Annotated in this window: 8 protein-coding genes and 1 tRNA gene; 2 read left to right on the top strand and 7 right to left on the bottom strand. The window is 47.7% G+C overall.

The features are described 5' to 3' along the window. Positions 1-31 precede the first annotated feature (31 nt). Positions 32-1,369, bottom strand: coding sequence for a metallophosphoesterase (locus tag PKI34_09340; GenBank protein HNS18009.1), 1,338 nt, complete (start codon positions 1,367-1,369; stop codon positions 32-34). Between the two features lie 228 nt (positions 1,370-1,597). Next, positions 1,598-3,370 carry an aconitase/3-isopropylmalate dehydratase large subunit family protein gene (locus tag PKI34_09335; protein ID HNS18008.1) on the bottom strand — a complete coding sequence of 591 codons (1,773 nt, stop codon included), beginning with the start codon at positions 3,368-3,370 and terminating at the stop codon, positions 1,598-1,600. A gap of 329 nt (positions 3,371-3,699) precedes the next feature. On the opposite strand from PKI34_09335, the gene PKI34_09330 reads away from it, so the two are divergent. Next, positions 3,700-3,786, top strand: a tRNA-Ser gene (locus tag PKI34_09330). An 86-nt stretch (positions 3,787-3,872) separates the two neighbouring features. After that, positions 3,873-5,027, top strand: a complete 1,155-nt coding sequence (locus PKI34_09325) for a tyrosine-type recombinase/integrase (protein ID HNS18007.1) — start codon at positions 3,873-3,875, stop codon at positions 5,025-5,027. Here PKI34_09325 and PKI34_09320 read toward each other — a convergent pair. The 5 genes from PKI34_09320 to PKI34_09300 form a co-directional block, all read right to left on the bottom strand. Then, positions 5,024-6,721: a hypothetical protein gene (locus PKI34_09320; GenBank protein ID HNS18006.1), complete on the bottom strand. Its 1,698-nt coding sequence runs from the start codon at positions 6,719-6,721 to the stop codon at positions 5,024-5,026. The genes PKI34_09325 and PKI34_09320 overlap by 4 nt on opposite strands. A gap of 32 nt (positions 6,722-6,753) precedes the next feature. Continuing rightward, the gene (locus PKI34_09315; GenBank protein ID HNS18005.1) at positions 6,754-12,141 is read right to left on the bottom strand and encodes a hypothetical protein; all 5,388 of its coding nucleotides are present in this window, start codon (positions 12,139-12,141) and stop codon (positions 6,754-6,756) included. A 13-nt stretch (positions 12,142-12,154) separates the two neighbouring features. Further along, positions 12,155-12,514, bottom strand: coding sequence for a hypothetical protein (locus PKI34_09310; protein HNS18004.1), 360 nt, complete (start codon positions 12,512-12,514; stop codon positions 12,155-12,157). 3 nt (positions 12,515-12,517) lie between these two features. Then, the gene (locus PKI34_09305) at positions 12,518-14,137 is read right to left on the bottom strand and encodes a hypothetical protein (protein ID HNS18003.1); all 1,620 of its coding nucleotides are present in this window, start codon (positions 14,135-14,137) and stop codon (positions 12,518-12,520) included. 45 nt (positions 14,138-14,182) lie between these two features. Beyond that, on the bottom strand, positions 14,183-16,824 hold a 2,642-nt coding region (locus PKI34_09300), incomplete at its 5' end, for a hypothetical protein (protein ID HNS18002.1).

Here is a 16,824-nt window from a genome sequence, read left to right as displayed (position 1 = left end):
CAGCTTGTAGCTTGTAACTTGCAGCTACCAATCACTCAAGCACCAATAGCGTTATCTCCGGCTTAATCCCTACACGCCCCGGATACCCGATAGCTCCCAACCCGCGATTGACATAAAGGTATTGTTTTCGCCCGTCTGCATGAACAAATTCATATATTCCGGCCCATTTGCCGTACAGCCATTGGACAGGACTCCACTGAAAGCGGTTGGTCTCAATGCCAAACTGAAAACCGTGGGTATGACCGGACAGTGTAAGATCAATCTGCGGGAAATCCCGGATGACTTCCTCTTCCCAATGGGTTGGATCATGCGTCAGGAGGATGATCATCCGGGTATCATCCAATCCCGTCGTCGCTTGCCGGAGATCTCCCCTTGTTTCAAAACGGTCGTAGACACTCCAGTTATCAACCCCGGCAATTGCCAGGCTATCGCCGTTCAAGTGAACGATTTCGTGACGGTTGCATAACAGCCTCCAGCCAATCCTGTCAAAGTAACTGTACAGTTCCGTCATATTCTTCTCCTTTGCTTCAGGGGTATCCCACGATGCATAATCACCATAATCGTGATTGCCAAGTACTGCAAAAATTCCAAGTGGCGCACTGAACTGGCTTAAGGTACCTTCATAGGGAATCGCCTCACCGGTCACCGAATTGACAAGGTCTCCTGTAAACAGGATCAGATCAGGGTCAAGGGAGTTCACCGTGTTTACAACCTGTTCCAGTTTCTTCACGGAGGGCCAGGTACCCAAATGGAGATCAGAGATCTGGACAATGCGCAATCCCTGGAAACCTTCAGGAAGGTCGGAGAGCTCAAGCTTTTGTTCAATGACCTGGTAATTATATCCCCATACAACCATGCCGAGAACCAAAAAGACCAGCAGGATCATCCCGAAGCCATAGCCAGCGTACTGCACCATACGGAGGCTTTTCAATCCTCTGGCCGATGAGTCGCTCTTCCTGCTGAAGAGCCGTCTGCCTGTGATTAAAAGATGGCGTAAAATCACCGTCAGAAGCAGGATGAGTGCAGGAATGAGTTTGCAGGCATACATTACGAATACAAAGCCCATCAGGTAGATCAGGAAAGGCGATGATGTGTCACCAGCTTCAAGGAACAGCGCTGATAACTGGCTCAGGATGAGGATCAGGAAGGGTGACCAGTAAAGTATGGTAAAAGGTATCCGGAAGTAAACTGCCGTTTTTCTTAAGAGCGGATGGATTGATTTCCAAAGGAAAAGGTCAAGCCCAATGAGCAGAAGCAGGAAAGGGAAGTAACTGGCATTTTTCGGAGCGGTCTTCAGAGTGATGACATAGAAGGCAGCCAGGAGAAGGAGGGCTGCTGCCGATAGCAATATCTTTGTTTTTTTACTCATTATGAACATTATCCGGTGAGGCCTACCAATTACCCCTCCCCCATGTTTCCGGTACAAGCACCAGGGAAACTACCAAGTACCCCTCCCCCGTCCCCTCCCCTGCAAGCAGGGGAGGGGTGCAGGGGTAGGGTACATTGACTACAACGTGGCTTAAGGTGAATATCGCGGACAAATTATCCCGTGATATTCCTTTTCGTCCGCGTTATCCGTGTTCTATTCCATCAATTTTTACGCGTTCCGGATATAATTGACAAGGCCTTTAGCCTGAAAGATGGCCATCAGCTTATCGGGCAAAGGTTCAAAAGCGAACGACTTCTCCCCTATTTTAACGATCCCTTTCTCGAATTCGATCTCAATCTTATCACCAGCTTTATAGTCATTCACAGCCTCTGGAAGGATAATGATCGGAAGCCCTTGGTTGACGGATGAGCGGTAGAATATACGGTTGACGGATTTGCAGATGACGGCTTTGATCCCGGCATAGGCAAGCCCCACAGACGGATGTTCGCGTGAGCTGCCGCAGCCGAAATTGGCACCGGCAATGATAATGTCCCCTGATTTGACCCTTTCGGCAAAGCTGTCGTCGAAACCCTTGAACAAATGGGGCATTATCTTATCCGGCTCAGAGCTGAGGACGTTATACGTCAGGTTTCCGGCGAACATCTGGTCCGTGTTCAGGTTGTTGACATCCGCGTAGTTCCACGTTCCTTTCAGGAAGCGGTCTTCGCCATCGGGGATAGTGACCGTAGGACTTTGAGCCGAAGCGTAAGGGAACTTATCCGAAGCCTTTATTCCGCGGGGATCCGTTATTTCACCGTGAAGGGCCGACACCGCCACTGTTGCCGGCGATGCAAGGTAGATGCCGGATTCCTTATTCCCCATCCTTCCCTTGAAGTTCCTGTTGGCCGTGGATATGACCGTATGACCGTCGGCAGGAATTCCCTGGCCGGTACCCAGGCAGGGGCCGCAGGAAGACGACAGGACGTTGGCCCCGGATTCGATGAATATGCGGATAAGACCTTCCTCCATTGCCTGAAGATAGATCTCCTTAGATGCAGGGATCACCAGGAACTGGAATCCGGGAGGTATTTTTTTGCCTTTGAGTACGCGGGCTGCTTCGCGCAGGTCTTCCAGGCGGCCATTGGTGCAGGTTCCCACCAGGGCCTGATGCAACCTGGTACCCTGTACTTCCGAAACCGCTTTCACATTATCCACATGGTGCGGTGCCGCCACCACGGGGAAGATTTCATCCAGGTTGATGGTAATTTCCCTGACATACTGTGCATCTTCATCCGCCCATACACCCGGAATTTTTTTACCAAAATGTTCTTCCAGAATAGGATCAGCCGGAAAAACTGCATTCTTGGCACCCATTTCAGAGGCCAGGTTAGCGAGCGTCATACGGTCAGAGATCGAAAGGGTGGCTACACCATCCCCGTGAAATTCAATGGAACGGTAATCGGCCCCGCTGGAACCGATCATGCCAATGATCCAGAGAGATAAGTCCTTAGCATACACTCCTTTATTAAATTTCTTATGAAGTATTACTTTAATGCTTTCTGGTACCAGGAACCAGGTTTCCCCCTGTTTCCAAAGCCCGGCAGTTTCAGTGCGGTCGATACCGGCGGCGAATGCGTTGAAGGCGCCGGCGGTGCAGGTATGGCTGTCGCTGCCGACAATGAGCATACCCGGGCGGGCATAGAGGGCCATTAGCTGGTGGCAGATACCATCACCGACATCGTGGAATTTGGTCACACCCTGATCTGCAGCGATTTCCCGTATCCGCTGGTAGTCGTTGGATAATTTTGAACTGGTTGGTGGGGCGTTATGATCGAGCACAATGAACAGCTGATCCGGGTCGCTGACCTTTGTTCCTCCCATTTTCCGGAAAGTTTTCTCGATGCTGGCCGTATTATCGTGCGACATGACGATGTCGGGCTTTTTAAATACAATGGCGCCTGCGTTGGCGTTGAAGATTTTTTCTGCGAATGTTCGTCCCATAGGATTCTGATTTGGTGGTTTGTGGTTATTTGCTCGGCGCTGCGCGCCTCGCGTTATTCGCGGTCATTCGTTGTCATTTGCGAAGCGCTGAGTGCCTCGCGTCATTTGTGGTCATTCGTGGATATTTTTGAGCGGCAAAGTTATCGAAATCTTAGGTATGATCAAATAGTCTATGAAGCATGAAGCATGAAGGATATAAAATGAAAAATTTAAAAGATAATACTTGCAGCTTGTAGCTTGTAGCTTTATTTATTTTCCACATTCCTCGCCGATTTGCCAAAAATTCCTATTTTTGCACCTCTGAATGAAAGCGGGGTAGTTTGACAAACGGAGAGGTGGGTGAGCGGCTGAAACCAACAGTTTGCTAAACTGTCGTACTCGAAAGGGTACCGGGGGTTCGAATCCCCCTCTCTCCGCAAAAAATTCCGAAAGTATTGATAAATCCAGCTTTCGGAATTTTTTAGAGGACATAACGGGACAGAATCAGGACAATAATAACGAAATGTCGAAATCCAGACAAAAAAGAAAAAGTTCGGTGGTCTGCCCCGACTATATTCCTGCCCGACTGGTGGAAGGCAAAGATTGGTACATTTATTTTTATGCCCTTGATCCCTATTCCAATCTATTACGCAGGAAAAGAATAAAGTTCAATCGGATCAAGAGTAGATTGGATCGCAGAAGAATTGCCCAGCAATTGATCGTAAAAATAAACCGGAAACTTGCAGAGGGTTGGAATCCTTATGTTGAAGAAGAAGCACCAAAGGCATTTAACAGATTGTACGAGGTTATTGATACATTCTTGGCGGAGAAAAAAAGAGAAATGCGTCCTGATGGATTCAGATCCTATAATTCATTCGGGAAAAAACTAAAAGAATGGATGGAGAAAGAAAAACAAACTGAAATGAACATTTTCAGTTTCAACAAGTATTTCGCCGTAGAGTTCATGAACAATGTTTACAGAAAGAATAAAGTCAGTGAAAAAACCTACAACAACTACCTGATATTCTTTAGGATATTTTGGAATTGGATGATAGAAAAAAATTATACAGCAACCAATCCCTTCAGTGAAATTTCGAAGAAAAAAGAGAAGAAAAAGAACAGAGAAATTATTGACGAACCAACGAGAATAAGGATCAAAGAATATCTTGAGAAAAATGACTACTCCTATTTGGTAATGTGTTTACTGGCCTTTCATGTATTGATTCGTCCAAAAGAAATCATGGGGATCAAAATCAAGGATATTGATACTAAAAAGCAGACAATTTTCATCCCGGCACAAACGGCTAAAAATGGATCCGATCGAATCGGAACCATACCAAACTATATGATAGAGATGTTTAAAAAAATGGATATAGAAAAAATAGATCCTAGTTGGTACCTATTTTCCGAGGGATTCAAACCTGGTAAAATAAAAGTTGATAGTCGTAAAATTGCCAAAAGATGGGAAAAACTGAGGACGGATCTCAAATTGCCCATATCCATTAAATTTTATTCCCTGCGTGATAGTGGCATCATCCAAATGCTGGAGGACGGTATTTCTGCAGAATATGTGAGGCAGCAGGCTGATCATTCATCCCTGGACATGACCACCATATACTCCAAGCATGCCCGTCCGGATGGCATAGAACAAATCAAAAACAAATCCAGGGCGTTTTAAAGCAGGGCCGTTTCAAATTCAAACGACACCTGACCGGATTCATCAAAATTGATCTTCACTGATTTAATAAAGAAAAGCAGGTTGTTGTAGCGGTATTTCCGCGAAAGATCAATTGACTTGATATCCCCTATGTGGCCATAGGCTTTGAATTTGAGGATCCTCACTCCCCCCAGGTACCAATCAAGAAATGATTTCCAGTATTTTTGATAAAAGCCGTACTGACCATGCCAGGTTATGGCAAGATCGCCACATTTGTTGTTGAAATAATCAAAGTTGTGCGAGGAACCAAACGGATACTCTTCATACCCGCCATTCTGTTTCATTCCATGGTACAGCAGCAGCCTCAGGGAAAACGAATTGGACTGGAAGTTGGGAAATCCCCTGCAGTTGCCTATCTGTTCGGTTTTAGGGACAAGCCAGGTATGCTGCCCGTAGACCGAAGTGCCCCGATCCGGTACAAGGGATCCATTGGCAGCATCGATTGAAAATTCACGATCTCCCTGGTAAAATGGATTTAGCTGATCCGAGGATCGGATCCAGCGGTACGTGCTGTCATAAGCCTCCCAGCTCCAGACATAAAAAGCATGCTCACTGTGCACCAGCATGCAGTCATTCACCTGGTTGTCATCCGCAGGCAAATCTTCGATTGACTGAACTTCACCCACATAATGAAGTGAGGATGTATCGAAGGTTTGGGATTTGAGGTAATCATCCGAGGAATCCCCGGCAAAGGATAGTGAAAATCCTTTGGCAGGTTCAAATTCCATGCTGATGGAATTTGCATCCACCAGCAATTTGACATCCAGGTATGAGGGATCATTGTAAAGCTGGTCGATGGTTCGGGTGATTACCCTTGCATTCTGGGGACTGACAAACGTCAAAATTCCAAGGTTTGCCATTTCCCAAAGGAAATCTGCCACTTTAATGAAGGGCACATGGTTTTGCAAATTGATCGTCCGGGGCGGATCCAAAAGGTATGCACTATCCTTTTCAAAGGTACTTGAGCAGTATGTATTGAAGATGACCAGGCGGGCCAGGTCAGGATCTTTTCTAAACACATTGTCCACCAGTTCAAAGCCAGCGGTTTTGAATATTTGTCCGAACACATAACCCAGGTATGGGAACGGGACAATGGGTGCATTGATGAAATAAAATCCATAAGCCTGCAGGTAGAAATTGACCGAGTTGAAATGCTCTTTATAATACGCTTCAAACGGGGTTCCGTCAAAGAATTTGGTGTCTTCTACAGGAAAAACATTGTAATCCACCTGGGGATAGCCTTTCTCCTTAACAGTCTCAAAGGTCACATAATAGGGATCAATGTCCCGGTTACCTCCAAGGTCAATTTCCGTCAAGTATTTTTCTCTGACCTGGTTAAGCAGACTGGCATTGGCAACGATCAACAGCAGTTCCATGGATTCTCTGGAGGCATTAACTATTTTCAGGATCCCTGAAAATAGTAATGCACCGCAGTAATACAGCCGGAAATCAAAACGGTTATCCTCAGGAAGCTTATAATAAAAATAAGCACCGGGATAACCCAATATCTTTTGATTGGAGGGTGTATTAGGAACCTCAAACGGCAGGCTGAAATTCATTGTTTCCTGTCCCAGGAACAAGGGCGAGGACAGCACAACCGACAGGGATTGCTTTTTCAGTTGCAGGAATTCACCATTGACCCAGAGAGAAAACACGATCGGTTAATTTATGGTTTCAGCAATTATTCTCAATCATTTCCGGTGGAATAGACAACCCATTTAGTTCCTGTGTACAGGAGTGTCACTGCCTTGGTATCGAATGAGGGATCAATCGGAATGGTTGTGATCACCGAGCCTGCGCCATAATCCTTCAGGGTGATCGTGTAGGACTGATCATCTGCATTGTCACTGATCACCGTAAAGAGCTGACCTGCCCCGATAATGGCATTATCGCACCATACTTCAATGTTGGCATCTGCATCTATGATATATACCGATATCCACTTGCTGGGTGATACCACGGAAGTTTGATTCGAAAGAGTTTCTACAGGGATTCGTGCAGGACGGTTTAACAGAGTACCATTGGATGAAAAAGATGCGATCGAGGTTCCACCCCAGTCTTTCACGGTGATACCATTACCGGATGTCATTTCCACGATGGCCTCGGTATTTATCTCATCCGTATGAAAATCGTTTGAAACCAGCAGATCACCCTGAATGTAACAGTCTGGATTGATGACGATTGCACCAGGATCAAATTGTATATATGTGGAAGGTACTTCGTTGTTGATGATTCTTGGTTTTATTGGATTGCCGGCAGTCTTGCCAATATACATGTTGCCAAACACATGAAAGAGTCCTGATGGAGTATTGGTGCCTATTCCCACATAATCCGTCAGGGTTTTCTGGAATACATAACTGCCGCTTTTGCTCCATTTGGAAGAATCCTCGATGGCCGCAAAATCATCCGACAAGGTATTCAGATCCACATTTTGCCCTCCGTCCAGCACAAGGGCAATCAAAGATGCACCGGCACTGGCACCGGTTATTCTCAAATCATTAGTCGATAAAGTGCCATCAATGATAGCACTACCATCCACATCAAGACTTGAACTGGGAGAACCTGAACCAATTTTCAAGGCATTCGGTATTCGAACATAAGTGCCATCATTATACACCTGGCTGGCATTCAGGGCCAGACCATCCCATTTGGAAAGGTAGTTCGTGGTGTTGGATGATCCCACCTGGGGATCTTCTTCCTTACTGATATATGCCTGGTCAGTCACCCATTTTCTGGATGCAACCTTTGTCAGCGTATCGCTGCGATGCAGATACGCTGCAGAATCATGGATCCACTGCGGATCTTTTTCCTCAGGGATTTCCAGTAAAAAGCCCTGATCAAGCACCCAATGTCGGGATGCGACTTTGGTTGTAGTATCCGAGTGATGCAGGTACTCTGTGGAATCACTGATCCACACAGGATCGGTTTCAGCTTCGGTTTCGGTTATGTAACCCTGATCAAGCACCCAGTGTCGGGATGCGACTTTGGTGGTTGTATCCGAATGGTGCAGGTAATCTATAGAATCGCTGATCCATACCGGATCGGTTTCAGAACCGGTTTCGGTTATATACCCCTGATTGAGCACCCAATGGCGGGAGGCAACTTTGGTGGTTGTATCCGAATGGTGCAGGTACTCTGTGGAATCGCTGATCCACACAGGATCGGTTTCAGCACCGGTTTCGGTTATGTACCCCTGATCAAGCACCCAATGGCGGGATGCAACCTTGGTTGTCGTATCCGAATGGTGCAGGTAATCTGTGGAATCACTGATCCATACAGGATCGGTTTCAGCACCGATTTCGGTTATGTATCCCTGGTCAAGCACCCAGTGCCGGGATGCAACTTTGGTGGTCGTATCCGAGTGGTGCAGGTAATCTATAGAATCACTGATCCAGACAGGATCCATTTCCTGGATCACTCCGCCACCACCATCCCGGTAAGCAGCCGTATCCACATAGCTGAATTCCCCGGTGGTCATATTCCACATGACCAGCCTGGATGTTTCATTGGCGCGGAGCTTGGTGACTTTCAGGGAGTCCTCAATCCTGACATAATTGGGATGATCCAGGATGTTGCTGGTGCTTAGAGTAGAGCCATCCCATTTGGAAAGGTAGTTCGCAGTGATGACACCCACCTGCGGATCGGCTTCAGTGGTCAGGTATCCTGCCAGGGCATGATTGCCCCAGCCATAAGCAGCATTCCAGTTTGCCTCCTGTGAAGTGGTGGGTATGACATATCCGCTAGTCAGACTTAAGGTGGAAGGTCCTCCGATCACCTGTCGGGCATTGTCAAACTGCAGACCAGGTACATTTTCTGTAAGATTGCCTTTGGTTAGTGCGGCTTCTGCACCGATATCCGATAGCACCTGGGAACCTGTCCTGGTTTTCACTTCACTGCCGGATGCATCCAAAACCAGGAATTTATCATAATCCGATGAACCCAAGGCTGGAGAAGAAATATAGAACTTACTGGCAGTGAGCTTTGATCCGTCAAACGCCAGGTCACTGTCCCCTTCAATGGTTCCATCGCCTGTCCATATTCCCACTTGATTATTCACAGGCATTCCGACCTTATAAACATCTCCGCCACCTGTACCACCAAATACGCTTTTCAATAAAGCGGTATCAATCACAATGGATTTTGTGGCAGATCCGTCATAAGAAAGGGTCAAAATGCCATATCCGTTGGACAGGGCATTGTTTACTTTTTCGGCATTATCCACGATACCGTCATTATCGTTATCGTATGTCAGCTTATACATATCTCCGCCACCACCCCCACCGTCAAAGACAGTTTTCAGAGTAGCCGTATCAATTACGATGGATTTAGGTGAAGAGCCGTCAAAGGAAAGCGACATGATGCCGTACCCATTGGACAGGGCATTATTGACTTTCTCAGAGTTATCAACGATATTATCGCTATCTGTATCATACGTGGATTTGAACATATCCCCTCCAGCTCCGCTGCCACCAAGACCGGTGGTGTCATAATAGCTTATGAGCTTAGTAGCTGGATTGTACATCAAAACAGTAGAATATTCTGCATTGGGAACGCTGGTAAATCTCAAGGTAGAGCCTGTTACCCTTATCCCGCCATTGACAGTCAGGCTATCGCTACTGAGGATCATTTCATCCGTTGGGGAACCACCTTGTTTTATGGTCTGCCAAACCATTTTTGATGTTTCATTTCCGTTTCCGTTCTCCGGCATCATGACCTGATAATTACCCATCAGAGTATAATTCTGGGCATCATCTTTCCCTAAAAATTCAATGCCTGCACCTATCCCGTCACCGGTGGTGGATGTACCGTATGATTGTAGCTGCAAGGGATTTTGCACGCCATAGGCATACGCTGTGGTCTTTTTAAGAACAGCAGTAGGCCTGGATGAGGCGGAGATGGCTTCAATGGCGGATTCAAATTCTCCACTTACCGAATAAATGTTTGAAGCGTAAAGGGAATCCACTTCTTTGATGTCAAAACCATTGAGCATTAAATTTTCTGTGGCATTGTGATCACCCAGGTTATCACCTGAGGCACCGCCACTACCTGCTATAAATATGGTATCACCAGATTCAGTGATCGTAATGTTAGCTCCGCCCTTAATATAGATGTCCGGACTACCGGAGGTATTACTTGATATGGCCGAGGAATTTGCTCCTGCAGTTTTGACATCAAGCACGCCTTCATTATTGCTATAATGATCCAATCCAGCAATACTGTCATGGATCTGAGAACGCACCCAGAATTTTGAAGCATCAAAGGCATTCGTATCGGCTTTTGCCTGATAACTGGTTTTTTCGCTTGTCCATACCGGATCTGATTCCACTCCCACACCACCACCGCCACCACCCCATCCGGTGGTATCCATTTTGCAGATGCGATGGGTTGCCGAATCCAGCACAAGAAAATATTTTTCAACGCTCGATGAGACATCGCGTATGCTCAGGGCACCATTGATTCTTAAAGTGTCCATATTGAAATCACCTTTGATTAATGGATTGGCAGTTGCAGAAGCGTCAATCCATAACTGGTTGTTCTGTGTTGTCAGCCCTGAGGAGCCCATGACGGATCCCGTATAATTTCCAATGACAACATTATAGTCTCCTGTGGTCAGATAGGCCCCAGCAGCTGTACCTATGATTGTATTGCCCATCGAACCACCGGAAATGTAGTATCCTGCATTATTTCCAATGGCGACATTCATGGAGGAATTGAATACGCCAGAGGTGTTTCCATATAAGGCATTCTTTCCCAGTGCCACATTTTCCTGGCATTGTCCCAGGTACCGGCCAGCCTCATGGCCTATCAGGACATTGTTCTGGTAATCCAGGCTGGCTCCCGCATTATGGCCAATGGCAATATTATAATTATCATCTGCAGAAGATGTCAGATAGGATAATGCATTTGAGCCAATGGCAATGCAATAATCTGCCGACTGGTTAGCTCCCAGGGCATTCGTACCAATGGCAACGGAGTTATCTGCGGTTGTGGCGGCATCCATGGCCGCATAACCGATGGCCACGTTGTTATTGCTGGAATAAGATGCTCCGGAAAGGGCATTGTAGCCTATCCCGACATTTCTGTATACTGTGCTTCCTGCAGTCATCACATTATTACCAATGGCCACATTCTGGTATCCTGTCGTGGCGGCATCCAGGGCATTGTATCCCATGGCCGTATTTTCATAACCGCTGCTGATGATGTTTCCTGCATTATTGCCCAGCAAGGTATTATACCACCCCTGCACACCGGATGAGTGGGTGAAAGATCCTCCAGCATTCCGGCCCAGTACTGTATTGTTTTCTGTACGTAACGTATTGTCTGTTATGACATCCGTGGCCAGGTACAATACCCCTGTTTTATTGTTATAGAGGGTATCCGTTGCCGAATCCACCCAGGTCCAAAAGCTTTCCACATTTATGCCTGCAATGCTGTCATGTATCTGACCCAGCACCCAATGTCGGGATGCTATTTTGGTAAGGCTGTCCGAATGATGCAAATAATAAGATGAATCCGACAACCATATAGGATCTGATTCTTCTTTGAGGTATCCAAGCTGCAGCACCCAGTGGCGGGATGCGACCTTGGTGGTTGTATCTGTGCGGTGAAGATAATTAGCAGAATCATTTACCCAGAGCAGATCCTGTTCCTGTATCAGATAGGATTGCTCTATGACCCACCACCGGGTTGCATCCCAGGTGGTATCGCTTAAGTACTGAATGAGGGAGGAAGTATCCGGCCAATCCATGATATCCTGCAGCCATATGGTATCGTTCTTATCCAGGCGGATCGTATCCTTGTTTAAAAACAGCGTGTCATCATCAAATCTGAGCAGATACAGACTGTCACCTGATTTGATGATCAAGGTATCCAGCAGTACGATATAATTGCCATTATTTCCAGCTACGGTATCCAGCATGATAAGGGATTCAAAACGAGCCGTCTTTAGAAAATCTGTATTGGAAATGAATTTCAAGGTATCCACTCCCTGGGGGATCTTTGAGGAGAGCGAATCCACATAGATGCGATCCCCGTACATGGACTGACTCCGGAGCACCCCGGGTACCAAAATCAAAAGCAGAAGTATTTTAGAAAGGAAATGCCACATATTTATATCTCCCGTTGATTGCAGATTTGACTTTAAAACCGGTTGTGGTAAAATCGTATTCCGAGTGAAGCACCAGGTTATTGGCAGCAAAGCAGTTTCCGATGACCACATAATTGGTATCGGAAAACGGCACCTCAAAGATCACCTGGGTGCCGGATGTCAGCACATTGACCGTGCCTTTGCGGATGGTTCCCTCGTTGGATTGGAAATACATCGCAACCGAGTCAATCAGGTCAATCAGAAACACCCGCAGCTGCTCGGCAGTGATCTCCTCGTCATAGTTTTCCAGGAAATACTGCTGCACATAGGACTTCAGTTCGTTCCATGATCTTACGGCCATTGTCTAGAGGTAGCTTGAGTTAAAACTCTGGTTGAAATTCTTCGATGTATAGATGTTCTCATCATGAGCATAATTCACGTCCTCATATGCCCTGGCATATTCAAATTCCCTGCAGTACAGATAGTCATTATCCTTATGCACCTTCAGGGATGTGGACAGCACCAGGACAGGATACAGGCGGTTTTCAATGAATTCATAGATTTCATTGGAAAGGAAAAAATCCCGGAGGTATTCGGATTCCAGCTTGGTGATGAACCCGGTGCTGGTCGTGTATTTTTGTGTTTCCCGGGCAAGGATCTGCCTTCGGGGAGGATCCATCACGGAGAAATCAGGGATGATCCGCTCCACGGTAAACCGTGCGACATCGGTTTCTTTGATGGTTTCCCCGGTGCACCGGAGGCTGTCATAACCACCCAGGGAATTGCGAAAGATAAAGAACCGCTGGTTGGGGTACACCGTGCGGTCCAGGATGAACTCCATGGTCCGGGAAACCTGCACGCCATCATCCACCAGAAAGACCTCATATTTTTGGATGGTTTTGCCCTGGGACTGCGGTAAAGAGATCAGATCCAGCTTGGCATAGGTGCACACCACCTCGACGATATCGTACTTGTGGATAGGCGAATAGGTATATTTGGTGAAAGTATAGGTTGAATTATCCGAGTAGGTGATTTTGATCAGCAGGGCCAGCCAGGAGGTATCATCATACCACACCAGAAAATGCAGCATTTCCGGCTGGCGGATCCAGATTTTTTTACTCTGGGGACGCCATGTGAGGAAATCCTTGTTATAGGGCAGCATGTCAAAAAACGAGGAACCTTCCTGGCTCAATTTAGCCATCTGGGCAAAATCAATGCCTCCCACCGTGACATAGGTATCGGTGGACCAGGTGATGTGCAAGCGGTGATACAGTCCTGTGTAGCTTTCACAGAACTGCACCACAAAGCGCTTGATCTGATCGGAGCGGTCAAAGATGAAATCCGAGACAACCTGGGGAAACAAAAACCGGCTACTGTCCACGATTTCCACCAGCAGGTACTGGGCAAAGTCAAACTGTGCGTTTCCCGAAGCATCGGGAGTGAGTTGTTCCTCTGCCAGAAAGGTCAGTTCACCGGGATTATTCACCAGGTAGACGCGGCCAAGGATCTTGAAATTCTCCCTCATCACCGGTGTGGCTCCTGCCCGGTTGGATTCCACCGAAAGTGTGGCAATGGTGTTATCGGACAAGGTCAGTGAATAATCCGCTTTTGGTTTGATGGATTCCAGGGTGATGCGGTAGTTGCCCATATACATACCCGATATATGGTAGTTGGATATCAGATGGTAGTTGCTGCGAAGTCCTTCAACCAGAAGGTCGCCCCACTCTGAAAGTGTGATCCCGCCTGAGGCAACGATCAGCTGGAGGCCGGATTCATCAGGAGAAGATGCCAGGGTAAATGCCAGGGTATGATCGTTGAACGACAGTGTAAATCCGTGTCCTACGGTCTCATCCGTGGCGGTAAGCTGCAACACAATTTTTGCAGTTACCCCATCGGAGGCATACATGTTATTGGTGGACACGCCAAAAACGATCGGATTATTGCAAAAAGAGACTTTTGAAGGAGTTTTGCTGATGGTAATCATGGGAGCAAAACTTCAACGAAAACCAAAGATTAAAAAGGACAGCACCTACACCCCGACCGCTTTGCGGATCCGGTCAAAGTCATCGTTTTTCTTTTTGATGTCCCACCAGGAGACACTGGCCTGGATGGGATCATCCAGCTTTTTGATCAGCTTGCCCAGCATCTCCAGCAGCTCTTCAGGAGTTTGCTGCTCTGTGTAGCGGGGAAACTCCGGAATGTTGACCACAGGAGCAACCGCTGAGGCCGTGAGGGAGTCTTTTGCCGAAGGCACATTGATCCCATGGATGTCACCGGTATTGATCTGATAGGCCATGGAGCGGTTAAGCGCTACCGAAGACAGCCCACTGGTGGATCTTTGGGAAAACCCCTCACCCTCAATGGGCAAAAGTGCAGCCTCCTGGTCAATGGGATGATCATCCAGATACCGGATCGACTGTATCAGGAGACGGTCACGTTTTTCAACAGCCTGCTGGATGCGCATCTGGGTGGCTTCTGCCCTGGAGATTTTCTCGCTGAACTCATCGTACAGCTGCTGCGGATTGGAATCAGAGCTCTTTAATTGCTCATCGCGTTGATGGATAAGCTCCTGAACCGTGAGAAAATTCTTTTGCATGTCCTCAATGATGGACTGCATGCCCAGGTATGCATCCATTGGTATTGGATCAGAGGCTAACTCCGGGTTTTGGGCCAGCAGCTCCATGATGCTGCGGGCACGTTTGACCTGGGGATCACCCATCATGGATTCACCCATACGGTACGAACCACCTTCCACATACCCACCATCCGCATAGTCTTTCATGCTTCTTAAGGATTCGATCTCCTGGATATAGGATTTTACCATGGGGTTTTCCATCAGGAAAGAAGGCACGACATACTCATTTTTATGCACCACGCCAGCCACCTCCTCTCGGGAACCTTCGCCGGTATATCCACCCGTTTGGTAGGAAGCCGTGGATATCTTTGCCACCTTGGCCATTCCAAATGCGATGGCAGCAGCCGCTGCAATTGGCGCCAGCACAGGACCGGCAATGGGTATTTCAACCGTGGATTTGTACGCTGCCACGGCAGCCGCCCATGTGTCAATGGTTGCCTGGAATATGGCCAGGGCACGAAACTCCTCACTTTGTTCATCAAAGAGCCCCTGCATCCCGGAAAGAACGTTGCTGAATACAGACAACGTTCCCATCAGAGCCTCCTGGTTAGCCTGGGTGATGGCTTTATTCTTTGCTTGGTTGGCCTGGATCTCCTTTTGGTTGAACTCATCATGGATCTTGCGCTGATCCTCCCGCCCCATGCGGGTAATATTCATCAGCGTTGAGAAATACTGCTCATCGGAGATCACACCCTGGCTGTGGAACATATCCAGCTGGGATTTGATCGCATTCCAGTGGTTCTGGTTCTCCAGCAGTTCACGGGAGCGATCATCCATGGATTTCTGATGCAGCGACGCCAGGAATTCATCCCTCTGGCTAAGCAAATCCTCATAACGCTGCCGGGACTGCGCAGCCTGCTCTACGGCTTTTTGCTCTAATTCCTGATCCCTTAAGGTTTCCAGCTCCGCAATCTGCCGGTGATTACCTGTAGCCATGACAAGGTACCTGTCGTACTTTTCACGGATAGCCTGTAGTTCCCGTTCATTGGCCGAAAGCGTATTGAGGTAGGCCTGCTGGTGAAACGAGTCAATAGCCTGCTGTACCTGGTCAACTGCCTGCTGGATCTTCTGTCCGCCGGAACCAGCTTCAGTTTCGGTTTGCACTTCGATCTGCAGGGAGGCCTGTATCTTTTCTGCATCCTTGATCTTGGCCAGGATGCGGTAAAAATCTTCACTCTGGTACGCAGCGTTCTTCAGGGCAATCTGGTACAGGCGGATTTTCTCCTCGATATTGGCCAGGGTTTCCGAGGCGATCAAATCGGCATCGGCTTCTGCATTGACAATATCATCCAGGGAGAATTTCTGCTCGCGCAGCTGGGATATCTTTCCCATCAGATCCTCAAGCCCTGTATCCAGCTCCTGGGTGGCACTGATTGAATTCTCAACGGATTTGACTGCTTCATACGTGGCTGCATTGCTGCCCAAAAGAAGCGAGACAAACTTCTGCCAGGTGTTCAACCGGAAATTATCCTGGGCAATCCCCTGGCGCCGTGCTTGCATCAGGATCAGTTCAGCTTCGGCCAGCTCCAGTGTCTTGTCCACCTGCTCGATCAGGGCACTGCGCTGGGCGATGGACAGTTTGGTAAATTCTCCGATGACTTCCCCCTGCTTATCATAGGACTGGGACAGCTTTTCATTGGCTTGCAACACCTGGGACAGAGCCTGCTGCTTTTCTTTTTCCAGCCGAATGGATTCTGCGCTGTAGGTATCATAAAGCTTTATGGCGCCCACCAGGGCCGTGATGGCTGTAACCACCACACCGATTGGGTTGGCTGCCAGCGCCTTGTTAAAAGCAAACGTGGCCAGTGTAGCCACGTTGGTTGCTTTGGTTCCCTTTGCCTTGGCAAAGGCCAGGTATTCTTCCTGAAGGATAGCTGCTTTCAGGGCAATGGTATCCTTCAGTCGCAAACCAATGCCTTCCTTGAGCAAGAGGTTTTGAGTGACGATGACGGTTGCCGTCTTGATCTTGTTGCCCAGCAACACCAGCATGGCTGCTGAAACCGACAGGATGGCGGTTTTATTCTTCTGGAAAAATT

This window comes from Bacteroidales bacterium (assembly GCA_035342335.1).
Classification (GTDB): domain Bacteria; phylum Bacteroidota; class Bacteroidia; order Bacteroidales; family JAGONC01; genus JAGONC01.
The sequence above is the reverse complement of the archived record's forward strand: the minus strand, read 5'-3'. Positions and strand labels throughout refer to the sequence as shown.

Excerpts from the sequence above, each read along its gene's own strand:
- PKI34_09340 (HNS18009.1), bottom strand. The coding sequence starts at position 1,369 with ATGAGTAAAAAAACAAAGATATTGCTATCGGCAGCAGCCCTCCTTCTC.
- PKI34_09335 (HNS18008.1), bottom strand. The coding sequence starts at position 3,370 with ATGGGACGAACATTCGCAGAAAAAATCTTCAACGCCAACGCAGGCGCC.
- PKI34_09325 (HNS18007.1), top strand. The coding sequence starts at position 3,873 with ATGTCGAAATCCAGACAAAAAAGAAAAAGTTCGGTGGTCTGCCCCGAC.
- PKI34_09310 (HNS18004.1), bottom strand. The coding sequence starts at position 12,514 with ATGGCCGTAAGATCATGGAACGAACTGAAGTCCTATGTGCAGCAGTAT.
- PKI34_09305 (HNS18003.1), bottom strand. The coding sequence starts at position 14,137 with ATGATTACCATCAGCAAAACTCCTTCAAAAGTCTCTTTTTGCAATAAT.